Source organism: Micromonospora sp. AP08 (assembly GCF_008085935.1).
Lineage (GTDB): Bacteria > Actinomycetota > Actinomycetes > Mycobacteriales > Micromonosporaceae > Micromonospora > Micromonospora chersina.
In genome coordinates this window covers 65,605-86,455 of record NZ_VSEZ01000017.1, presented here as the reverse complement: position 1 = coordinate 86,455, position 20,851 = coordinate 65,605, and the positions used below count along the sequence as shown (strand labels likewise).

The window sequence follows — 20,851 nt, the reverse complement described above, 5'->3', positions numbered from 1 at the left end:
TGTCCGTTCCGCGTGGACTGCCGTTCCTGGCCCGACATGTCCGACCGCTGCCTACGATTCGGTTGTGGGTGAGGTGATCGAGCGGTTCTTCGGGTCCCTGCCGGCGCGGGCCCCGGGGGTGCTGCGCGGCCCGACGCGTGGCCGCCTCCAGATCGACCTGACCACCGGCAACCGCACCGAGCATTGGTACCTGGAACTGGCGCCCGGCGCGATCCAGGTGACCCGGGAGCAACTGCCCGCCGACGCCGTCTTCACGGTCAGCGCCGAGCTGTTCGAGGAACTGGTCACCGGCCGGCAGGCCGGCATGGCGGCGGTGCTGCGCAACGAGGCCACGTTCAGCGGCAACGTGGTGCTGTTCCTGGTGTTCCGCCGGTTCTTTCCCGACCCGCCCGGCGTCCGGGACCCCCGGGAGACCGCCCGCGAACACGTCCGGCGGCCGGGATGAAGGAACGCATCAGCATCCTGGACGGCAACACCTTCCTGGTCAGCGACCGGCGCGGCGACATCGAGCCGTCGTTCGACTTCCCCACGGGGCTCTTCTCCTTCGACACCCGGTTCATCTCGACCTGGTTGCTCACCCTCAACGGGCAGCGGCTGCACCCGCTCTCGATCGACGACTCGATGTCGTACCGGACCCGGTTCTTCCTGGTCCCCGGCGAGCCGACGCACTACCTGGACGCGACGGTGTCGGTGATCCGCAGCCGGTCGATCGGCGGCAGCTTCGACGAGGAGCTGACCCTGCTCAACCACTCCGGCCAGGAGGTGGAGTTCACCCTGCGGGTGGACATCGGCTCGGACTTCGCCGACCTGTTCGAGATCAAGCACCAGCGGCAGAAGAAGGGGCGCGCCACGCCCGCGGTCAGCGGGGACTCGCTGCGGCTCACCTACCGGCGGGAGGGGTTCCACCGCGAGGTGGTGGTGACCAGCACCGCGCCCGGCGACTTCGACCAGGAGGGGCTGACCTACCGGCTCCGGGTCGGGCCGCACGGCGAGTGGACCACCCAGCTGCGCGTGGAGACCTCCATCTTCGGGGCCCGGGGGGAGGACATCCGGGCCACCCTGCCGCTCGGCGGGCACCGCACGGTCGCGGCCATCCACGCCGAGCAGAACGAGCTGATCGAGCGGGCTCCGAAGCTGGGCTGCGACTGCCAGCCGCTGGCCGGGGCATACCGGCGCAGCCTGAACGACCTGGCCGCCCTCCGGTACGAGTCGATCGCGCTGGGCGTACGCCTGCTCGCCGCCGGCCTGCCCTGGTTCATGACCCTGTTCGGGCGGGACAGCATCTTCACCTCGCTCCAGGTGCTGCCGTTCCTGCCCGAGCTGGTCCCGCCGACCATCCTCATGCTGGCCGCCCTCCAGGGCAGCCGGCTGGACGACTTCCGGGACGAGGAGCCCGGCAAGATCCTGCACGAGCTGCGCTACGGCGAGACCGCCGGTTTCCAGGAGCAGCCGCACTCCCCGTACTACGGCGCGGCGGACACCACCGCGCTCTTCGTGATCCTGCTCGACGAGTACGAGCGGTGGACCGGGGACACGAAGCTGGTCCGGCAGCTGGAGCAGGAGGCCCGGGGGGCGCTGAACTGGCTCGACTCCTACGGCGACCTGCTCGGCACCGGCTACGTCTGGTACATGACCCGAAACCCGGAGACCGGCCTGGCCAACCAGTGCTGGAAGGACTCCTGGGACTCGATCTCCTACTCCGACGGCCGGCTGCCGCCGTTCCCCCGGGCCACCTGCGAACTCCAGGGCTACGCGTACGACGCCAAGCTGCGCGGCGCCCGGCTGGCCCGCAAGCACTGGAACGACCCGGCGTACGCCGACCGGCTGGAGCGCGAGGCGGCGGCGCTGAAGGAGCGGTTCAACCGGGACTTCTGGATCCCGGAGCGGGAGTACTACGCGCTCGCGCTGGACCCGGACGGGCGGCACGTGGACGGGCTCTCCTCCAACATCGGGCACCTGCTCTGGAGCGGCATCGTCGACGAGTCCCGGGCGGCGGCCGTCGCCGGGCAGCTGCTCGGGCCGCGGCTCTTCTCCGGCTGGGGGGTGCGGACCCTCGCCGACGACCAGGGCCGGTACAACCCGGTCGGCTACCACGTCGGCACGGTCTGGCCGTTCGACAACTCGATCATCGCCTGGGGCCTGTGGAAGTACGGCTTCCGGGACGAGGCCGGGCAGATCTGCGAGGGGCTGCTGAGCGCGTCCCGCTACTTCGACGGGCGGCTGCCCGAGGCTTTCGCCGGCTACGAGCGGGGTCTCACCGACTATCCGGTGGAGTACCCCACCGCGTGCAGCCCGCAGGCCTGGTCGGCCGGCACCCCGCTGCTGCTGCTGCGGGTGATGCTGGGCCTGGAGCCGCAGGGCGAGCACCTGATCATCGATCCCGCCGTCCCCGGCGGGATGGGCCGGGTGGAGCTGCTGGACATCCCCGGCCGGTGGGGCCGGGTGGACGCCCTGGGCCGCAGCCGCACGCCGCACGACCACCAGCGCGGGCACTGACCGTCGACCCGGTCCGCCCCACGACGCGGCGGTCGCCCGGCCGGCCGCCGGGACGTCAGCCGGCGCAGCCGGTGGAGGCCGCGAGTCGGAGCTGGTCGCCGGTGGCGTCGGCCAGCACGACCACGGATCCGCTGCGGTAGGCGTACTCCTCGGGGCGGTCGACCACGGCGGCGCCGAGCGGCTTCAGCGCGGCCAGCGACACCGGCTCCGCGCCGGCGGCGACGCGGACCGTGCGGGCGACCCCGCCCGCGGGGCACGGGGCGACGACCTGTTCGGGGTCCGGAGGGGCCGGCCGGCCCAGGGCCCGCAGCGCCCCGTCGAGTTCCGACCCCAGGGGGTACCCCGGGAGCAGGTGGGCGTCGACGGCCGTGGTGTCGAGCGGGCGGCAGCCGGTGTCCACCGAGAAGCGGACCCGGCCGTCGGCCACGACCCGGCCGTCGACCGCCACGAACTCCCCCGCGTCGGCGCGCAGCCGGGGGCCGCCGGCCTCCGGGGCCACCCCGGCCCGCCAGTCGGCGGGCAGCCGCCGCGCCACGCGGTCCAGCACCTCGCGCTCCCCACCGGCGGGCACCAGCACGTCCACCCCCCGGCTGAGCGACGCGCCGTCGGCCAGCGGGGTGACGCGGCAGCCCCGCTCGACGACGGGCGGCGTGAACGCCCAGGCGGCGTCGCCGACGGCGGCCACCACCTGGCCGGCCGCACGGGTCAGCACGGGCAGCGCCTGGCCCAGGGTGCGCTGCTCCTTCACCGTCGGCGGGTCGTGCCGCACCGACCACCAGGTCAGCCCGGCGAGCAGCACCGCCCACGCCGCCGTGGCGGCCACCAGCCAGCGCAGCCGACGCCGGCCCCGGGTCGGCTGGTCAGGACGGGTCGGCGGGGCGTATCCCGCCTGGACGGCACCACTCACCGGGCCATCGTGTCACGCGCCGGCGACCGGCCCGGCCGCGCCCGTCGCCCCGGCTCCCGGAACGTCCGTGGCCCGCCGTTCCCGGCGTACCGGCACGGCGGGCACCGGAACGGCCGTGGCCCGCCGTTCCCGGTGGGGACGGCGGGCCACGATCAGAGCGTGGGTCAGGCGGCGACCGTGACGGTGACCTCGTTGATCCCGCGGGCGGCGGCCACGGCGGTGTCGCCGTTGCCGTGCCGGGAGAGCGCCCGCAAAGTCCAGTTGCCGGGCGCGGCGAAGAACCGGAACTGGCCGGCCGGGGAGGTCACCACCTCGGCGGTGAACTCGCCCGTCGAGTCGAGCAGCCGGACGTACGCGCCCGGCACGACCTCGCCGGACTCGGCCGTGACCAGGCCGGTGATGACGGTTTCCTTCTCCAGGTCCAGGCTGGCCGGGAGGGGGGCGGCCTGGTCCGGGGCGGCGCAGCCGGCGGCGGTGGGAGCAGTCATGGTGATCAGGCCTCCCCGGGCTCGTCGCCGAGCGCGACCGGCACGCCGACCAGCGAGCCGTACTCGGTCCAGGAACCGTCGTAGTTCTTCACGTTGCGGTGGCCGAGCAGCTCCTGGAGCACGAACCAGGTGTGCGAGGAGCGCTCGCCGATCCGGCAGTAGGCGATGGTCTCGCGGCTGTCGTCCAGCCCGGCGTCGGCGTAGATCTTGCGCAGCTCGTCGTCGGACTTGAAGGTGCCGTCCTCGTTGGCCGCCTTGGACCACGGGACGCTGATCGCGGTCGGCACGTGGCCGGCGCGCTGGGCCTGCTCCTGCGGGAGGTGGGCCGGGGCGAGCAGCCGGCCGGCGTACTCGTCGGGGCTGCGCACGTCGACGAGGTTCTTGGTGCCGATCGCGTCGACGACCTCGTCGCGGAAGGCCCGGATCGAGGTGTCCGGCGCCTGCGCGACGTACTGCGTGGCCGGGCGCTCCACCGTGTCGGTGACCAGCGGGCGGGCGTCCAGCTCCCACTTCTTGCGGCCGCCGTCGAGCAGCTTCACGTCACGGTGGCCGTAGAGCTTGAAGTACCAGTACGCGTACGCGGCGAACCAGTTGTTGTTGCCGCCGTAGAGGATCACGGTGTCGTCGTTGCCGATGCCCCGCGCCGAGAGCAGCTCGGAGAACTGGGCCTGGTTGACGAAGTCCCGGCGCACCGGGTCCTGGAGGTCGGTGCGCCAGTCGAGCTTGACGGCGCCCGCGATGTGGCCGGTGTCGTAGGCCGAGGTGTCCTCGTCGACCTCGACGAAGACGACGCCCGGGGCGTCGATGTTCTTCTCGGCCCACTCGGCCGAGACGAGTGCGGTGTCGCGACTCATCAGATCACTCCCTGTGAGGATGGATGGTGAGCCAGCGCGTGGAGATCGAAGTCGGTGATTGTCGCACCACGCGCGGGACCCAGAGCTAGGAACGGATCACGGGTACGTGCGACGGCGCCGCTGCCGGGCGATCAGGGGGAGAGCCGGAGGGTACGCGGACCCTGCGTGCCGGTGGCCGCTAGGCGGCCGAGGACAGCCCCGCCGTCAGATGACGGGGCGACACAGGCAGGTGGCCACGCGGCACAGGTCGACCGCGCGCCGTTTGGTGAGGAGCGTCCCCATGGAGAGGGAGACTACCAGCCGACCCGATCGGCGCCACCGGGCCGACCAGCATCCGGGACACCGGCCGGGAGTGCGGGCCGGCCTCAGCCGGCGGAGTTGATCGGCACGTTCCGCGCGTCGGCGGTGACCACCAGGCCCTCCGGCCTGGGCTCCACCTTGCGCACGTTGAGCTGGAACGGCAGTTCCGGAAGGGGCACGTCGATCGAGATGCCCCTGGCGTAGTTGGCCAGCAGCGTCTTCGCGAGCGGCAGGTTGGGCAGGCCCTGGGCGGTCAGGTCGTTGAAGCGCAGCGCCACCTTGCCGTTGGCGACGGTCACGTCGGCGGTGCCGTTGACGGTGAGCTTGGCGCCGAGGATGTCCACCGGCGCGGTGACCGCGAGCTTGCCGTTCCGCTCGCCCAGGGTGAGCCCGGGCCGGTCGAGCAGCTTGGCCAGGCTGTCGTAGGTCACGGTGCCCCGGCCGTCGACGGTCTCGGCCACCACGTCGCCCCGACCGGAGCGGAGGGTGTCCAGCGACGCCTTGACGTCCCGGGCGTCCACGTCCAGCCGCGGCACGCTGACCGCGTCGCCCTGCACGTTGCCCTGCACGTCGGTCAGCACGATGGAGATGTGCTCGTACTTCCCGGCGAGCACCTGGGTGAGGAACGGGAATCCGCCCACCTCGACCTGGGGCGCCGCGGACTGCGCGTCCTGCTTGGCGACCTCCTTCTTGACCTGGTCGGCGATGGCGCGCTCGGCGACGCCGGCGGCCACCCGGTCGGCGACGACCAGGAGCCCGGCCAGGACCAGCAGCAGGACGACGAAACCGACCAGCACCTTCCGGCCCCGCCGTCGGGGCCGGCCCTCGTTCGCCGGGTACGCCTCTGCCACGCCGCCTCCTGCCCTCGCCGCATCACCGCGTCTCGCGGCGCAACCGTACTTACCCGAGGCGCCGTTTCCCCAACCGCGCGGCTTTAGAGGAAGAGCACGCACATGGCGTACGCGGCCGGCGCGGCGAGCGCGAAGCCGCCCAGGGGGCCCTGCATGTGCCGGGCGACCCACATGGTGGGCGGCTCACCGGCCATGAGCCGGCCCGCCTCGGCGTACCCGACGGCGAGGTCGGCCAGCACGGCCGTGCCCGCCGTCACCAGGCCGACCAGCGCGGCGCTGGTCGGGGTGAAGCCGACCAGGTAGCTGCCGAGGAGGGCGCTGGTCAGGGTGCCGAGCATGGCGCCGGCGACCACGCCGGCGGCGCCCCGGGGCACCTGCGGGGCGAGCCGGGGCCAGGGGGCCACGGCGTCGGTGAGCCGGGCCACCAGCAGGGCCACGCCGGTGGCCGTGAGGCAGACGGTGATCGCCTGGGTGCCCTTCGGGATACGGCTCAGCACGATCAGCGTGGCGAACGCGACCACCCCCACCACGATCAGCAGGGTGCTGCCCAGGGAGTCGGTGACCCGGACCCGGTCCACCCGGCGGACGAGCTGGCCGAGCACGCCGAGCAGGAAGCCGGCGGCCGCGGCGTAGCCGAGGGGGGCCAGGCCGGCGATCTCCGACTGCACGGCGGCGGCGTCGGCGATCGCGGCCGCGCCGGCGCTGACCAGCGCGACGACCAGCAGCGCGGGCGGGCGCATGGCCATCGTCCAGGCCAGCACGAAGAGCAGCTGGACGCCGAAGATGATGAACGCGAACGGCAGCCGGTGCCCCGGGCCGGCGGTCTGCGCGCCGAGCACCAGGCCCACGCCGAGCAGCGCGGCGAAGCCCGCGACGGTCAGCGCGAGCGGACGGCGCACCGGGACCGGCGGCACCTCCTCCTCGGGCGCCTCGTCGGGCTCGTCGTCCGGGCGCCGGCCCGGCCCGCTCTTGCGGAGCCGGCGGGGACCCTTCCGCTCCCGCCCGTCGTCGTCGGCCGGGCCGGTTCGCGGGGCCGGCGGGTAGCCACGGGCGGGGCCGGCGGGGCCGGCGGGCCCGGGAGCCGGGCCGTCGGACCACGGATCGCGGCCGGTGTCGGGCGAGGTCGAGGGAAACACGCCCCGATCGTGCCAGACCGGCCCGGCCCGGCGGAGTCACGGTTTCGGCAACGTTAAAACCTGCGCCGCGATAGGGGGCAGATCCGACAAACAGGAAAGGGCACAGAGGTGACGGCCGGACCATCGGTTACGCTCAAGCCGTTACCCGCCCGTCAGCGACGCCGGGACCCACGCAAATTCTCAGCGCCACACCCCTCGGGAGTGCCGCTGGTCGCGCGCGGCCGGAGAGCCGCCGGGACGGAGGTGATCGTGTGGAGCTCCTGCTGCTGGTGACCGCGCGCGCAGGTGAACCATCCGCCGTGCTGCCGGCACTCGACCTGCTGCCGCACTCGGTCCGCACCGCGCCGCGCGACGTGCGCACGCTGGTCTCCGGCCCGACGCCGGACGCCGTCCTGGTCGACGCGCGCGCCGAGCTGAGCGAGGCCCGCGCGACCTGCCGGATGCTGCACGCCACCGGGCTGGGCGTCCCGCTCGTCGCGGTCGTCACCGAGGCCGGGCTGATCGCGCTGAACGCCGACTGGGGCGTGGACGACGTGATCCTGGCCGGCGCGGGCCCGGCGGAGGTGGAGGCCCGGCTGCGGCTCGCGGTCGGCCGGCTGAGCAACGCCACGGCGGGCGCCGGCGGCTCGATCCGGGCCGGCGAGCTGACCATCGACCCGGACACCTACGCGGCCAAGCTGAAGGGCCGCCCGCTCGACCTCACCTACAAGGAGTTCGAGCTGCTCAAGTTCCTGGCCCAGCACCCGGGCCGGGTGTTCACCCGGGACCAGTTGCTGCGCGAGGTCTGGGGCTACGACTACTTCGGCGGCACCCGGACGGTCGACGTGCACGTCCGGCGGCTGCGCGCCAAGCTCGGCTCCGAGTACGAGTCGATGATCGGCACGGTGCGCCAGGTGGGCTACAAGTTCGTCGTGCCGCCGTCGCGTTCGCTGCCGGAGTCGGAGCCCGCCCCGCTGCCGGTCTGACCCGAGACCTCCGCGTCGTCCCCCATTGGGGAAACTTTCTCCGGTTCGCCCTTTTTGCCCGCTAAGTCGGACCTACTCTGACTGCCGGATCTGCCAGATCCGCCGGGCGAAGGGGGCGACGGTGCGTGTGGTGACCACGGGGGCGACGAACGGTCGGGTCTGCTGATGTCGGCGTCGACGCTGCGGGCGGCGGGGATGGTGACGCTGGTGGTGGCCGCGCTGCTCGGCTCCGCGTACGCGCTGGGGCGCAGCCTGGTGCCCGACCACCCCCACCAGGGCAGCGGCGTGGCCGCCAGCGTCCACACCCCGCGCTACGGCGACCAGCCACCCAGCACCGAGTTCCCCGGCCCTCCCGGCGGCGGCTACGGCGGGCCGAGCCCCGACGCCAGCCCGAGCGCGCCGGACGACGCCCGCCGGCCGGACGACAGCGAGGGCCCGTACGGCGCGCGGACCTCCACCGGCTCGACCCGGGTCGCGCTGACCTTCGACGACGGCCCCGACCCACAGTGGACTCCGCAGGTGCTCGCCCTGCTCAAGGAGTACGGCGTGAAGGCCACCTTCTGCGTGGTCGGCGAGAACGCGGAGAGCCACCCGGACCTGGTGCGGTCGATCGTGGCCGACGGGCACACCATCTGCAACCACTCGTGGAACCACGACATCACGCTGGGCAAGCGCTCGCCCGGGGCGATCCGCGACGACCTGATCCGCACCAACGACGCGATCCGGGCTGCGGCGCCGGACGCGCGGATCGCGTACTTCCGGCAGCCGGGCGGGGCGTGGACCTACCCGGTGGTGTCGACCTGCGAGGAGTTGGGCATGACGCCGCTGCACTGGGCGGTGGACCCGACGGACTGGCAGGCGCCCGGCGCCGAAAGGATCACCGACCGGGTGCTGGCACAGACCGGTCCCGGCTCGATCGTGCTGATGCACGACGCGGGCGGCGATCGCTCCGGCACCGTCGAGGCGTTGCAGCACCTGCTCCCCACACTGCTCGACCACTTCCAGTTGGAGGCGCTGCCCACCGGCACCACGTGACCACCGCCACCGTCCGGCGCCCGCGTCCGGCATGATCGGCGGCCCGCCGGCCACTACGGTGGCGGAATGAGCAGCACCGCGCCGACCGCCGACCGTGTCGCCCGCGCCGACCGGCTGGCGCCGGTCGAGGTCGCCGAGGTGCTGGCGCTGGCCCGCGTCGCCGGCGACGCGGACGGCGCCGACCCGCTCGACGAGCACGTGCTGCTCCGGCTGCGCGACCCGGAGGCGCCCGCCGTGCACCTCACGGCCCGGGCCACCGACAACACCCTGACCGGGTACGCGCACCTCGACACCACCACGCCCGCGGACGGGATCGGGGTGGAACTGGTGGTGCATCCGGCGTACCGGCGGCGGGGCACCGGCCGGGCCCTCGCGCGGGGCGTGCTGGCCGCCGCGGCCGGACCGCTGCGGGCGTGGGCGCACGGCGACCACCCGTCGGCCGCCGCGCTCGCGGTCGACCTGGGCTTCGCCCGCGCCCGGGTGCTGTGGCAGTTGCGCCGCCCGCTGACCGCCGCGCTGCCCGAGCCCACGCTGCCCGACGGGGTGCGGCTGCGCGCGTTCCGTCCCGGCGAGGACGACGACGCCTGGCTGGCGGTCAACAACGCCGCCTTCGCCCAGCACCCCGAGCAGGGCCGGTGGACCGCCGCCGACCTGCGCGTACGCCTCGCCGAGCCCTGGTTCGACCCGGCCGGTTTCCTGATCGCCGAGGACACGGCCACCGGCCGCCTGCTCGGCTTCCACTGGACCAAGGTGCACGAGCGTCCGGGTTCGGCCCGGATCGGCGAGGTCTACGTGCTCGGCGTGGACCCGGGCGCACACGGCGGCGGCCTCGGCCGGGCGCTCACCACCGCCGGCCTGGCCTACCTGCGGGACCGGCGCGGGCTGGACCGGGTGATGCTCTACGTGGACGAGTCGAACGCGGCCGCGGTGGCCCTCTACGAGCGGCTCGGCTTCGCCCGCTGGTCCGCCCACGTGAACTACCACCTCGGCTGAGGGATCACGCCACCTTTCCCGTCCCGGCACGCGGTCACGGCCGCGTCACGCTGTGGACTCAGCCGGATAACGGGTGCCCGGAAAAATCGTATTATTAGTGATAGTGGGCCGCCAGTTCACGAAACGGACAACCGGCCCTCAGGCTATGGCCACCCGGTCGGTCGCGCCTGTTCATCTTCCGTTCACTTCCGACCGGCGAACCGTCTACCTGGCACTTCTACCTTTCGTGTCAGCCGGTCAGCGCCGGCACCCGGGAGACCGGGCGACCTGACCAAAGACGTGAAGGGAAACCCCTCAGGTGAAGCTCCAGCGGCACGGCGCCATTGCCTGCCTCGCTCTTACCGCGGTGCTCGGTCTCAGCGCCTGCGGCTCGGACAACAACGAGTCGACCGGCACCTCCGCCTCCGGCTCGGCCGCCGCGGTCGACTGCGGCAAGGGCACGCTGAACGCGCAGGGTTCCTCCGCCCAGAAGAACGCCATGGCCGAGTGGATCAAGGCGTACCAGCAGAAGTGCGCTGGCACCACGATCAACTACGAGCCCACCGGCTCGGGCGCCGGCATCCAGGCCTTCATCGCCGGCACCGCCGACTTCGCCGGCTCCGACTCCGCGCTCAAGCCGGAGGAGCAGCCGCAGGCGGACGCCAAGTGCAGCGGCGGCCAGGCCCTCAACCTGCCGATGGTCATCGGCCCGGTCGCCGTCGTCTACAACGTCACCGGCGCGGACAACCTGCAGTTCACCCCGGCCACCCTGGCGAAGATCTTCGCCGGCAAGGTGACCAGGTGGGACGACCCGGCCATCAAGGCCGACAACCCCGACGCCAAGCTGCCGTCCACGGCCATCCAGGCGGTGCACCGCTCCGACGAGTCGGGCACCACCGACAACTTCACCAAGTACCTGTCGAAGAGCGCCGAGTCCGACTGGACCTTCGGCAACGCCAAGGCCTGGAAGGCCCCGGGCGGCGTCGGCGCGGCCAAGTCCGACGGTGTGGCCAGCAAGGTCAAGAGCACCGACGGCACCATCAGCTACGTCGAGTGGTCGTACGCCGAGAACGGCGGCCTGAAGAAGGCCAAGATCAAGAACGGCGCCGGTGAGTTCACCGAGCTGACCGCCGAGTCGGCCGGCAAGACCATCGCCGGGGCCAAGATCGAGGGCCAGGGCAACGACCTCAAGATGTCGATCGACTACAAGACCACGGAGGCCGGGGCGTACCCGATCGTCCTGGTGACCTACGAGATCGTCTGCAGCAAGGGCCTCGCGGCCGACAAGCTGCCGCTGGTCAAGGGCCTGCTGGGCCACGCCGCCAGCGCCGAGGGCCAGCAGGACCTGGTCGAGCTGGGCTACGCCCCGCTGCCCGACTCGGTCCGTGCCAAGGTCGAGACCGCGGTCAAGAGCCTCTCCTGACGCACTGACCGAGACACCTCCTCTACCCCGAAGCGAGCGAGCAGATGGGTGACACCCCTCACCGCTCGGCGCACGCCGGCACCGGCGGGACCCGCGTGGCCACGAGCCACGAGTGGCCCGCCGGTGCCTCGGCGCGTGTGACCGAGCCCTCCGGTATCCCGGGCATGCCCGACAACGGCCTCGGCGGCGGCGGCGGACTGCCCCGCGCCCGGGCCTTCGGCGCGGAACGCGCCTTCCACGGCGTGACGCTGGCCGCCGGCACCTTCGTGCTGGTGATCATCGCGGCCATCGCGATCTTCCTGATCGCCAAGGCCGTGCCGGCCCTGCGGGCCAACAGCGAGTCCTTCTGGACCTTTGAGGGCTGGTTCCCGAACGACGACCCGCCGAAGTTCGGCATCGGCGCGCTCGCTTTCGGCACGGTGCTGAGCTCCGTGCTGGCACTGCTCATGGCGGTGCCGGTCGCGCTCGGCATCGCCCTGTACCTCACGCACTACGCCCCGCGCCGGCTCGGCACCAGCCTCGGCTTCCTCATCGACCTGCTGGCGGCCGTGCCGAGCGTGGTCTTCGGCCTCTGGGGCCGGGAGTACTTCAACAAGCCGGTGGCCGAGGCCTCGGCCTGGCTGCACGAATACTTCGGCTGGATCCCGATCTTCGGAGAGGGGCCGTTCGGCAGCTCCGTGCTGCTCGGCTCGGTGGTGCTGGCGATCATGGTGCTGCCGATCATCACCTCGCTCTCCCGCGAGGTTTTCCGGCAGACCCCGACCGCCAACGAGGAGGCCGCCCTCGCGCTGGGCGCCACCCGGTGGGAGATGATCCGCACCGCCGTCCTGCCCTACGGTCGCCCGGGTGTGATCGCCGCCGTGATGCTCGGCCTGGGCCGGGCGCTCGGCGAGACCATCGCCCTGGCGCTGACCCTCAGCTCGACGTACGTCATCTCGTTCAACATCCTCCAGAGCGGTGGCAACTCGATCGCCGCGAACATCGCGAACCGGTTCGCCGAGGCGAACGACACCGGCCGGGGCGCGCTCATCGCCTCCGGCCTGGTCCTCTTCGCGATCACGCTGATCGTCAACATCACCGCGCGGGCGATCATCTACCGCCGCCGCGAGTTCACGGAGTCAGCCGCATGACCGCCACCGTCACCTCCCACCGCCCGCAGCCGCCGGCCCAGCCGGTCTCGCTGCGGGCCCGGCGGCTTCCGGCGTACGCCGCGCCCGCCATCGCCGTCGTGGCCCTCCTGGCCTCGGCCGGCATCGTGTACGGCGCCGGCATCGGCGGCCCGGTCCTGGTCGTGGTCGTCGGCGCGTTGCTCTACCTCGCCGGCCTCTACACCGCCGCGAACGCGGTGGAGGGCCGCCGGGCCGCCCGCAACCGGACCTGGAGCGCGCTGATCCACTCCGCGTTCGTGCTGGCGGTGCTGCCGCTGGCCTCGGTGGTCTGGACTCTGGTCAGCAAGGGCGCCGAGCGGCTGGACGGCAACTTCTTCGGCACCTCGATGAACAACATCGGGGCCCGGGACGCCAACGGCGGCGCGTACCACGCCATCGTCGGCACCCTGGAGCAGGTCGGCATCGCCACGCTGATCACCGTCCCGCTCGGCGTGCTCTGCGCGATCTACGTGGTCGAGTACGGCCGGGGCCGGTTCGCCTTCACCATCCGCTTCTTCGTGGACGTGATGACCGGCATCCCGTCGATCGTCACGGGCCTGTTCGTGCTGGCCTTCTGGGTGCTGATCGTCTCGCCGTGGTTCAACGACGGCCGGCCGGGCTTCTCCGGCTTCGCCGCCGCGCTGGCGCTGAGCGTGCTCATGCTGCCGACCGTGGTCCGCTCCACCGAGGAGATGCTCCGCCTCGTGCCGGCCCCGCTGCGCGAGGGCGCGTACGCCCTCGGGGTGCCGAAGTGGAAGACCATCCTGCGGGTCGTGCTGCCGACCGCGCTGCCCGGCATCGTCACCGGCATCATGCTCGCCATCGCGCGGGCCGCCGGCGAGACCGCGCCGGTGCTGCTCGTGGCCGGCGGCGGCGCCGCGATCAACTTCAACCCGTTCGAGAACAACCAGTCGTCGCTGGCTCTCTTCGTCTACCAGCAGGCCGGCGAGGCCTCGAAGTACTCGCCGGCGCGGGCGTGGACCGCGGCACTGACCCTGGTCGCCCTCGTCCTCCTCCTGACCGTCGCGGCGAAGTTGCTGGCCCGTCGCAACCGGCTCGGCCGATGAACCCCGGAGGTACCACCACCATGGCCAAGCGCATCGAAGCCACCGACGTCACCGCCTACTACGGCGGGTTCAAGGCGATCGAGAACATCAGCCTGACCGTCGAGCCCAAGACCGTCACCGCCCTGATCGGGCCGTCCGGCTGCGGCAAGTCCACCTTCCTGCGGTCGATCAACCGGATGCACGAGGTGCTCCCGGGCGCCCGCGTCGAGGGCAGCCTGACCATCGACAACCAGGACATCTACGACCGGGACGTGGACGTCACCGCGGTCCGCCGGATGATCGGCATGGTCTTCCAGCGGCCGAACCCGTTCCCCACCATGAGCATCTTCGAGAACGTGGTGGCCGGCCTGCGGCTCAACGGCGTCCGGCGCAAGTCGATCCTGGAGGAGGCGGCCGAGAAGGCGCTCCGCTCGGCGAACCTGTGGGACGAGGTGAAGGACCGACTCGGCAAGCCCGGCGCCGGCCTCTCCGGCGGTCAGCAGCAGCGGCTCTGCATCGCCCGCACCATCGCGGTCGAGCCGCAGGTGGTGCTCATGGACGAGCCCTGCTCGGCGCTGGACCCGATCTCGACGCTGGCCATCGAGGACCTGATGTTCCAGCTCAAGGACAAGTTCACCATCATCATCGTCACGCACAACATGCAGCAGGCCGCCCGGGTGTCGGACCGGACCGCCTTCTTCTCCATCGAGAAGACCGGCGACCCGGGCCGGCTCATCGAGTACGACAACACCCAGAAGATCTTCAGCAACCCGAGCCAGAAGAAGACCGAGGACTACATCACCGGCCGCTTCGGCTGAGCCAGGCCCCCGCCCCGCCCGCGATCTTGCACTTTCGGCCCTCGGCCCGCACCGATACGCCCCATTTGCCGGGGCACCAAGTGCAAGATCGCGGGGGTCGGGAGGGGTCAGGACAGGATGAAGCGGGGTTCGCCGTCTTCGGGCAGGTCCAGGCTGGGGGTGACCGGGGTTGCCGCGTCGCGGTTTGCCGCCGCTTCCGCCACGCCGCGCAGGTCGCCGGCCGCGGCGACCTGGGCCAGGGTGACCATCGTGGGCGGGAGCATGGTCAGCTCGCCGGCCTCCGCCCGGGCCAGGGCGTCCGCCGGGCGCAGCCACAGCGTGTGGTCGGCCTCGCCGGAGACGTCCCGGGGCCGCTGCCCCTCGGGCAGCAGGGCCACGAAGAAGTACGTGTCGAAGCGGCGCGGCTCGAACTCCGGGGTGATCCAGCGGCTCCACGGCAGCAGCAGGTCGGAGCGGAGGGTCAGGCCCTGCCCGGCCAGCAGGTCGGCGAAGCCGGTCCGCCGGGCCACCAGGTCCTGCCGGGCCGACTCCCAGTCGTCACCGCTCACGTCGCCCACCACGGTCCCGGCGTCCGGGCCCGCCAGCAGCACGCCCGCCTCCTCGAAGACCTCCCGCGCGGCGGCGCAGACCACCGCCTGCGCGGCCGCCGGGTCGAGGCGGAGCCGCTCGCCCCAGCCGGCCGGCGTCGGGCCGGCCCAGTCGAGGTGGGCCTGCGAGTCGGAGCGGTCCACGCCGCCGCCGGGGAAGGCGTACATCCCGCCGAAGGCCATCGCGGCCACCCGGCGGATCAGGTACACCTCGAAGTTGGCGCCGGCCGGGCGGAGCAGCAGCACGGTGGCGGCGACCCGGGGCACGGCCGGCACACCGCCCTCGGCGCGGAACCGGCGGGCGTGCTCCACCAGGGCGGGGGGTGCGGCGAAGCCGTCGATCGTCATGACCCGAGCCTAGTTCCCGCCCAGTCGATCACCATTCCGGCAGCGGTCCCCCTGGTCGGTCCTGATGTCCCGGCGGGTGGCTCTTCTGCCCGGCGGTGGGACGGCCCGGGATAGCGTGCCGGCATGACGCGTTGGGGAATCCTGGCCACCGGCCACATCGCCGCCCGCTTCGCCGAGGACCTGCGGCTGGCGCCGGGGGCCGAGCTGGTGGCGGTCGGTTCGCGTACCCGGGAGAGCGCCGAGCTGTTCGCCCAGCGGCACGACGTGCCCCGGGCGTACGCCTCCTGGGCGGAACTGGCCGCGGACCCGGACGTGGACGTCATCTACGTCGCCACCCCGCACGCCGCCCACCACGAGGCGGCCCTGACCTGCCTGGCGGGCGACAAGGCGGTGCTGGTGGAGAAGCCGTGCACGCTCGACCTGGCCACCACCACGGAGCTGGTCGAGATGGCGCGCGCCCGCGGTCTGTTCCTCATGGAGGCCATGTGGATGCGGACCAACCCGCTGATCCTGCGGGTGCTGGAGCTGATCCGGGACGGTGCGATCGGTGCGGTCACCCACGTCCGGGCCGACTTCGGCGCGGCCGGCCCGTTCCCGCCGGAGCACCGGATGCGCGCACGGACGCTCGGCGGCGGCGCCCTGCTCGATCTCGGGGTCTATCCGCTGAGCCTGGCGCACCTCCTGCTCGGCGTCCCTCAGCACGTGCACGCCTGGGCCAAGCTGAGCCCGGAGGCGGTGGACGAGAACACCGGCATGGTCCTGGGCTGGGACTCGGGGGCGGTGGCGACGCTGAGCTGCGGGATGGTCGGCGCCACGGCGATCACCGCCGCGATCACCGGCACCACCGGCCGGATCGACCTGCCGGAGCCGTTCTACCGGCCCGGCGCCGCGGTGCTGCACCGGGCCGGCGCGGAGCCGGAGACCATCCCGGCCGACCTCACCGGGGGTGGCTACCAGTACGAGGCGATCGAGGTGCAGCGCTGCCTGGAGGCGGGGCTGATCGAGAGCCCGCTGGTGCCGCACGACACCACCCTCGAGGTGATGGGCCTGCTCGACGACATCAAGGCCCGGATCGGCGTCTCCTACGCGTGAGGGGTCCCCCGCCACGGCGGGGAACCCCTCACGCGTCAGGTGCTCAGAAGAGCGGGCGGACGAGCAGGTACGCCAGGCAGGCGATGGCCGCGGCCGCCGGGAAGGTGATGATCCAGGCGATCACGATGTTGCCGGCCACGTTCCAGCGGACCGCGGAGAGCCGCTTGGTCGCGCCGACACCCATGATCGCCGAGGTGATCGTGTGGGTGGTGGAGATCGGGGCCTTCAGCACCAGGGCGTTGAAGTAGAGCACGGCGCTGGCAACGGTCTCGGCCGCGAAGCCCTCGGGCGGGCCCAGGTCGATGATCTTCCGGCCCAGGGTGCGGATGATCCGCCAGCCGCCCGCGTAGGTGCCGGCCGCCAACATGGCCGCGGAGGTCCAGAACACCCAGCCGGGGATGTGCGTCTTGGAATCCTGGAAGCCGCCGGTGTAGAGGGCCAGCACGATGATGCCCATGGTCTTGGCGGCGTCCTGCATACCGTGGCCGACGGACATGGCGGCCGCCGAGGCGGTCTGTGCCCAGCGGAAGCCGCGGTTGAGCCTGCCGGGCTGGCCCTTCCGGAACAGCCACAGGATGGCCAGCATCACCAGGAAGCCGAGCACCAGGCCGACAACCGGCGAGAGCACCATCGGGATGATGACCTTCTCGAGGATGTTGCCCCACTGCACGACGCCGTCGTTGGCGAACAGGGTCGCGCCGACCAGGCCGCCGAAGAGGGCGTGCGAGGACGACGACGGGAGGCCGAAGTACCAGGTGATCAGGTTCCAGGCGATCGCGCCGAGCACCCCGGCGAAGACCACCCCCAGGCTCTCGATCCCGGTGGGCAGGGTGACCAGCCCGTCGCCGACCGTCTTGGCCACCCCGGCGCCGAAGTGCGCGCCGACGAAGTTGCCGACGGCGGCCAGCGCGAGGGCGACCCGGGGTGTCAGCGCCCGGGTGGACACGCTGGTGGCGATCGCGTTGGCCGCGTCATGGAAGCCGTTCGTGTAGTCGAACGCCATGGCGACCACGATCACCGCCAGCACGGCGATGAGTTCGGGACTCACAGGATCAGGACTCCTTGACCGCGATGGTCTCGACGGTGTTGGCCACGTGCTCGAAGGCGTCGCAGGCGGCCTCCAGTTCGTCGGCCACCTCCTTCATCTTCAGCACCGTGAGCGCGTCGTACTCACCGCTGAAGAGGCGGACCAGCAGCATCCGGTACGCCTGGTCACCGTCGTTCTCGAGACGGTTGCACTCGATCCAGTAGTCCTCGAGATCCTTCATCGACTTCAGCCGGGGCATCGCCTCGGCGGTCAGCTTGGCCTGCTGGTCGAGGACGTTCACCAGCTCGTGCATCTCGCGCGGCAGCGACGGCAGCTTGGTCAGGCCGTAGAGGTAGAGCAGGTTGCCGACCGCCTCCAGGTGGTCCATCACGTCGTCGAGCAGCGAGCCCAGACGGTAGATGTCCTCCCGGTCGAACGGGGTGATGAAGGTGGAGTTGATCTTCTTGTAGAGCTCGTGGGTGATCTGGTCGCTGTCGTGCTCGACCTCGGTGAGCCGCTCGCTCACCGACTGGACCTCAACATCCGGCAGGCCCAGCTCGTTGAGCAGCTCGGTTCCCTTCACCAGGTTCTGCGCGGCCCTGGTGAAGAGCTCGTAGAAGGCGCCCTCGGTGGGGCGGAAGGAAAACTTCACAGCACGGACCTCGTCGTGTCGGTGGAAGGGTGGCCGTCGCCCCGGAAGGCGTCTGCTCTGCGCATGCTAGGTACCCCGTGGAACCGGGCTACGCCCGGCCCACCCCTGGTCAGGCCCGATTCACCGCTCGTTCACCTGCTGTTCACCTTGCCCCGTGCTGCCCTCGCTCCGCAGCCGGTCCCGCTCCCGCGCGATGTCGAAATCGGCAGGCGGATACCCCAGATCCAACCCGTCGAACGTCTCCCTGAGCAGGTGCGCCACCGCCCAGTCGCGGTACCACTTCCGGTCCGCCGGCACCACGAACCAGGGGGCGTCGTCCGGGCCGCAGCGCTCGATCGCCTCGGCGTACGCGTCCTGGTAATCGTCCCAACGTGCCCGGGTGTCCAGGTCGCTCGGGTTGTACTTCCAGTACTTCGTCGGGTCGGTGAGCCGCTCCATCAGCCGCTCGCCCTGCTCGGCGTACGAGATGTGCAGCATGACCTTCACCACGGTGACCGCGTTGTCGGCCAGTTCCCGCTCGAAGTCGTTGATCAGGTCGTAGCGGCCCCGCCAGGTGTCCTCGTTCACCAGGCCCTCGACCCGGGCGATCAGCACGTCCTCGTAGTGCGAGCGGTTGAAGACGCCCACGTAGCCGGGGGGCGGGAGGGCCCGGCGGATGCGCCACAGGAAGTCGTGCCGCCGCTCCTCCTCGGTCGGCGGGCCGAACGAGCGGATGTGCAGGCCGAGCGGGTTCATGGCGCCGGCCACCCGCTTGACCGTGCCGTCCTTGCCGCCGCAGTCCATGGCTTGGAGCACCAGCAGCACCCGGCGCGGGCGGTCCCCGGCCAGGTGGGCGCCGGCCTGGGTGGGTGCGCTGGTCGCGCTCCCCGGGCCGGCGGCGCCCTTCGCGGAGGCGTACAGCATCTCCTGCTGCCGGCCGAGGTTCGCGCCGAGCAACTCGACCTGCCCGCGCGCCCATTCCTTGCGCCCCTTGCCGCGCCCGGCCGCCGCGGGCAGCCCGGGTGTCGACCGGGGATCCACCGCCGCCAGGTCCACCGGGCCCGGGCCGGCCCGGAGCAGCTCCCGCATCGACCCGCCCTCGGGCCGCACCACCTCGTCGCCACCGCTCATCCCCCGATCCTCACCCACCCCGCCCGACCCCGCCTCCCGAGCGGTGTCACGCCGGGGGGGCCGCGGCGCATCCAGGGGTACGGGGAGAATGGGAACTCCGGGCGGGAGGAGCGCGACGTGCAGGAGCTGGCGGCGGAGTTCGAGGCGGAACGCGGGCACCTGCTGGCGGTGGCGCAGCGGATGCTGGGCAGCCGGAGCGAGGCCGAGGACGCCGTCCAGGAGACCTGGCTGCGCTACGCGGGCGCGCTCGCCGACCCGGCCGCCCGGGCACAGGTCCGCGACCTGCGCGGCTGGCTCACCACCACCTGCTCGCGGATCTGCCTCGACGTGCTGCGCTCCGCCCGGGTTCGCCGCGAGGCGTACCCCGGTCAGTGGCTGCCGGAGCCGGTGGTGAGCGCGGCCCCCACGGCGGACGGGTTCGCCCCCGACCCGGCCGAGCGGGCGGTCCGGGCCGACCAGCTCGGCACCGCCCTGCTGGTGGTGCTGGAGCGGCTCACCCCGGAGCAGCGGGTGGCGTTCGTGCTGCACGACGTCTTCGCGGTGCCGTTCGCCACGGTCGCCGACGTGCTCGGCACCACACCGGCGGCCGCCCGGCAGCTCGCCTCGCGGGGACGCCGCGCCGTCACCGCGCCGGACGTCCCCCGGCACACCGCCGACCTGGCCGAGCAGCACAAGGTGCTCGCCGCGTTCGTGGCGGCGGTCGAGTCCGGGGAGCTGGACCGGCTGGTCGAGGTGCTCGCCCCGGACGTGGTGGTGATCGGCGACAGCGGCGGGCACTTCCCGGCCGCCCGCCGGCCGGTGGTCGGCGCCGAGCCGGCCGGCCGCTTCATCCTCGGCCTCTTCGGCCAGGCCGACCGGCACGGCCCCCTGCGCGCCCGGCCGGTGCTGGTCGACGGCGCGCTGGGCTGGCAGGCGGAGACGGTGTTCCGGGACGGGCGGCCGCTGCGGATGGTCACCTCGTTCGCCGTGCACGAGGGGCGGATCACCGGCGTGTTCAACCAGCTCAACCCGGAGAAGGTGGCCCGCCTGGGCGGCGTCGGGGCCGACGAGGACTGGCCGCCGCGGATCTGAGGCCGGCTCAGACCACCAGGGCCAGCCACTTCCGGTAGGAGGTGGCGAACGGCTCGGTGCCGTCACCGAGCGCGCCGAGCAGCCAGCGGGCCGCGGCCTCCGCCTCGGCCACCACGTCGTCGGGGTAGGACCAGCGGGCCCGGTGCTCGGCGAACTCGTCCTCGTCGCGCAGCTCGACCAGGCCGGTCTCCCGACGGCGGACCACGTCCAGGTCGAGGTCGACCAGGTGGACCGTCTCCTCCCCCTCCCAGCGGGCCGGGGTGGCGATGTCGCAGTAGACCTCGCTGGTGCGCGGCGGCGGGTTGAACATGCCGGTCCACCAGCCGTGCCGGGGCACCAGCAGGACGAACGGGATCTGCTCCACGGACGGACGGCCGTGGTAGACCGACTCGGTGCCGGCCGGCACGCCGAGCCAGACACCGAGGTCGTCCTCGGCGAGCCGGCGGGCCGGGTAGTCGCGGTGGGCGCTGCCGTCGTACTTGCGGTAGATCACGCGGACCACGTCGCTCGGCATGATTGGCACCC

General features: G+C 72.6%; 23 protein-coding genes. 11 read left to right on the top strand and 12 right to left on the bottom strand.

What is annotated here, in order from left to right; translation table 11 throughout:
- Positions 1-64: 64 nt before the first annotated feature.
- Positions 65-445: an SCP2 sterol-binding domain-containing protein gene (locus tag FXF50_RS24390; protein WP_148431200.1), complete on the top strand. Its 381-nt coding sequence runs from the start codon at positions 65-67 to the stop codon at positions 443-445.
- Complete coding sequence (locus FXF50_RS24385; RefSeq protein WP_148431199.1) at positions 442-2,496, top strand: glycogen debranching N-terminal domain-containing protein; 2,055 nt, start codon at positions 442-444, stop codon at positions 2,494-2,496. Before FXF50_RS24390 ends, FXF50_RS24385 begins: the two co-directional genes overlap by 4 nt.
- A gap of 55 nt (positions 2,497-2,551) precedes the next feature.
- Here the strand turns inward: FXF50_RS24385 and FXF50_RS24380 are convergent, their stop codons facing one another.
- The 7 genes from FXF50_RS24380 to FXF50_RS24360 all read right to left on the bottom strand — a co-directional run bounded on the left by FXF50_RS24380 (position 2,552) and on the right by FXF50_RS24360 (position 7,032).
- Entirely contained in the window at positions 2,552-3,331 is a 780-nt protein-coding gene (locus tag FXF50_RS24380; protein ID WP_255510177.1) for a hypothetical protein, read from the bottom strand.
- 84 nt (positions 3,332-3,415) lie between these two features.
- Positions 3,416-3,553: a hypothetical protein gene (locus FXF50_RS29425; protein WP_187399798.1), complete on the bottom strand. Its 138-nt coding sequence runs from the start codon at positions 3,551-3,553 to the stop codon at positions 3,416-3,418.
- A 14-nt stretch (positions 3,554-3,567) separates the two neighbouring features.
- Positions 3,568-3,891: a DUF1416 domain-containing protein gene (locus FXF50_RS24375; RefSeq protein ID WP_148431197.1), complete on the bottom strand. Its 324-nt coding sequence runs from the start codon at positions 3,889-3,891 to the stop codon at positions 3,568-3,570.
- Positions 3,892-3,896: 5 nt separating this feature from the next.
- A complete protein-coding gene (locus FXF50_RS24370; protein WP_091317455.1) occupies positions 3,897-4,745 on the bottom strand; it encodes a sulfurtransferase in 849 nt (282 codons plus the stop codon).
- Between the two features lie 204 nt (positions 4,746-4,949).
- On the bottom strand, positions 4,950-5,027 hold the full coding sequence (locus tag FXF50_RS30310; protein ID WP_311202345.1) for an Ms5788A family Cys-rich leader peptide: 78 nt from the start codon (positions 5,025-5,027) through the stop codon (positions 4,950-4,952).
- An 83-nt stretch (positions 5,028-5,110) separates the two neighbouring features.
- Entirely contained in the window at positions 5,111-5,896 is a 786-nt protein-coding gene (locus FXF50_RS24365) for a DUF2993 domain-containing protein (RefSeq protein ID WP_148431196.1), read from the bottom strand.
- Positions 5,897-5,979: 83 nt separating this feature from the next.
- On the bottom strand, positions 5,980-7,032 hold the full coding sequence (locus FXF50_RS24360; protein WP_148431195.1) for a hypothetical protein: 1,053 nt from the start codon (positions 7,030-7,032) through the stop codon (positions 5,980-5,982).
- A 251-nt stretch (positions 7,033-7,283) separates the two neighbouring features.
- On the opposite strand from FXF50_RS24360, the gene FXF50_RS24355 reads away from it, so the two are divergent.
- The 7 genes from FXF50_RS24355 to pstB all read left to right on the top strand — a co-directional run bounded on the left by FXF50_RS24355 (position 7,284) and on the right by pstB (position 14,439).
- The gene (locus FXF50_RS24355) at positions 7,284-7,997 is read left to right on the top strand and encodes a response regulator transcription factor (RefSeq protein ID WP_091267462.1); all 714 of its coding nucleotides are present in this window, start codon (positions 7,284-7,286) and stop codon (positions 7,995-7,997) included.
- 165 nt (positions 7,998-8,162) lie between these two features.
- The gene (locus FXF50_RS24350; RefSeq protein WP_148431194.1) at positions 8,163-9,032 is read left to right on the top strand and encodes a polysaccharide deacetylase family protein; all 870 of its coding nucleotides are present in this window, start codon (positions 8,163-8,165) and stop codon (positions 9,030-9,032) included.
- Between the two features lie 66 nt (positions 9,033-9,098).
- Positions 9,099-10,025, top strand: a complete 927-nt coding sequence (mshD, locus tag FXF50_RS24345) for a mycothiol synthase (protein WP_148431193.1) — start codon at positions 9,099-9,101, stop codon at positions 10,023-10,025.
- Positions 10,026-10,323: 298 nt separating this feature from the next.
- Positions 10,324-11,427, top strand: a complete 1,104-nt coding sequence (pstS, locus tag FXF50_RS24340) for a phosphate ABC transporter substrate-binding protein PstS (RefSeq protein WP_148431192.1) — start codon at positions 10,324-10,326, stop codon at positions 11,425-11,427.
- A 44-nt stretch (positions 11,428-11,471) separates the two neighbouring features.
- Positions 11,472-12,557, top strand: coding sequence for a phosphate ABC transporter permease subunit PstC (gene pstC / locus FXF50_RS24335; protein WP_148431191.1), 1,086 nt, complete (start codon positions 11,472-11,474; stop codon positions 12,555-12,557).
- Entirely contained in the window at positions 12,554-13,642 is a 1,089-nt protein-coding gene (gene pstA, locus FXF50_RS24330) for a phosphate ABC transporter permease PstA (RefSeq protein WP_148431190.1), read from the top strand. The genes pstC and pstA overlap by 4 nt, the downstream gene beginning before the upstream one ends.
- 20 nt (positions 13,643-13,662) lie before the next feature.
- Entirely contained in the window at positions 13,663-14,439 is a 777-nt protein-coding gene (gene pstB, locus FXF50_RS24325) for a phosphate ABC transporter ATP-binding protein PstB (RefSeq protein ID WP_091317434.1), read from the top strand.
- Positions 14,440-14,546: 107 nt separating this feature from the next.
- Here the strand turns inward: pstB and FXF50_RS24320 are convergent, their stop codons facing one another.
- Positions 14,547-15,374 carry an NUDIX domain-containing protein gene (locus tag FXF50_RS24320; protein WP_148431189.1) on the bottom strand — a complete coding sequence of 276 codons (828 nt, stop codon included), beginning with the start codon at positions 15,372-15,374 and terminating at the stop codon, positions 14,547-14,549.
- Between the two features lie 123 nt (positions 15,375-15,497).
- Here FXF50_RS24320 and FXF50_RS24315 point away from each other — a divergent pair, with 123 nt between their 5' ends.
- A complete protein-coding gene (locus tag FXF50_RS24315) occupies positions 15,498-16,466 on the top strand; it encodes a Gfo/Idh/MocA family protein (protein ID WP_148431188.1) in 969 nt (322 codons plus the stop codon).
- A gap of 43 nt (positions 16,467-16,509) precedes the next feature.
- Here FXF50_RS24315 and FXF50_RS24310 read toward each other — a convergent pair whose 3' ends face one another.
- The 3 genes from FXF50_RS24310 to FXF50_RS24300 form a co-directional block, all read right to left on the bottom strand.
- The gene (locus FXF50_RS24310) at positions 16,510-17,514 is read right to left on the bottom strand and encodes an inorganic phosphate transporter (protein WP_148431187.1); all 1,005 of its coding nucleotides are present in this window, start codon (positions 17,512-17,514) and stop codon (positions 16,510-16,512) included.
- A gap of 4 nt (positions 17,515-17,518) precedes the next feature.
- A complete protein-coding gene (locus tag FXF50_RS24305; RefSeq protein WP_148431186.1) occupies positions 17,519-18,145 on the bottom strand; it encodes a DUF47 domain-containing protein in 627 nt (208 codons plus the stop codon).
- 120 nt (positions 18,146-18,265) lie between these two features.
- Positions 18,266-19,255 (bottom strand): PPK2 family polyphosphate kinase, encoded by a 990-nt coding sequence (locus FXF50_RS24300; protein ID WP_148431185.1) that lies wholly within the window; start codon positions 19,253-19,255, stop codon positions 18,266-18,268.
- Between the two features lie 117 nt (positions 19,256-19,372).
- Between FXF50_RS24300 and sigJ the strand changes: the two genes are divergently transcribed.
- Positions 19,373-20,326: an RNA polymerase sigma factor SigJ gene (gene sigJ, locus FXF50_RS24295; protein WP_148431184.1), complete on the top strand. Its 954-nt coding sequence runs from the start codon at positions 19,373-19,375 to the stop codon at positions 20,324-20,326.
- A gap of 7 nt (positions 20,327-20,333) precedes the next feature.
- Here sigJ and FXF50_RS24290 read toward each other — a convergent pair whose 3' ends face one another.
- Positions 20,334-20,840, bottom strand: coding sequence for a DUF402 domain-containing protein (locus tag FXF50_RS24290; RefSeq protein WP_148431183.1), 507 nt, complete (start codon positions 20,838-20,840; stop codon positions 20,334-20,336).
- Positions 20,841-20,851: the final 11 nt, after the last annotated feature.

Bases quoted from the DNA above. Each gene is read 5' to 3' on its own strand.
- mshD (WP_148431193.1), top strand. From the start codon at position 9,099: ATGAGCAGCACCGCGCCGACCGCCGACCGTGTCGCCCGCGCCGACCGG.
- FXF50_RS24290 (WP_148431183.1), bottom strand. From the start codon at position 20,840: ATGCCGAGCGACGTGGTCCGCGTGATCTACCGCAAGTACGACGGCAGC.
- pstC (WP_148431191.1), top strand. From the start codon at position 11,472: ATGGGTGACACCCCTCACCGCTCGGCGCACGCCGGCACCGGCGGGACC.
- FXF50_RS24315 (WP_148431188.1), top strand. From the start codon at position 15,498: ATGACGCGTTGGGGAATCCTGGCCACCGGCCACATCGCCGCCCGCTTC.
- FXF50_RS24375 (WP_148431197.1), bottom strand. From the start codon at position 3,891: ATGACTGCTCCCACCGCCGCCGGCTGCGCCGCCCCGGACCAGGCCGCC.
- FXF50_RS24385 (WP_148431199.1), top strand. From the start codon at position 442: ATGAAGGAACGCATCAGCATCCTGGACGGCAACACCTTCCTGGTCAGC.
- FXF50_RS24320 (WP_148431189.1), bottom strand. From the start codon at position 15,374: ATGACGATCGACGGCTTCGCCGCACCCCCCGCCCTGGTGGAGCACGCC.
- pstA (WP_148431190.1), top strand. From the start codon at position 12,554: ATGACCGCCACCGTCACCTCCCACCGCCCGCAGCCGCCGGCCCAGCCG.
- FXF50_RS24370 (WP_091317455.1), bottom strand. From the start codon at position 4,745: ATGAGTCGCGACACCGCACTCGTCTCGGCCGAGTGGGCCGAGAAGAAC.
- FXF50_RS24300 (WP_148431185.1), bottom strand. From the start codon at position 19,255: ATGAGCGGTGGCGACGAGGTGGTGCGGCCCGAGGGCGGGTCGATGCGG.
- FXF50_RS30310 (WP_311202345.1), bottom strand. From the start codon at position 5,027: ATGGGGACGCTCCTCACCAAACGGCGCGCGGTCGACCTGTGCCGCGTG.
- pstB (WP_091317434.1), top strand. From the start codon at position 13,663: ATGGCCAAGCGCATCGAAGCCACCGACGTCACCGCCTACTACGGCGGG.
- FXF50_RS24350 (WP_148431194.1), top strand. From the start codon at position 8,163: ATGTCGGCGTCGACGCTGCGGGCGGCGGGGATGGTGACGCTGGTGGTG.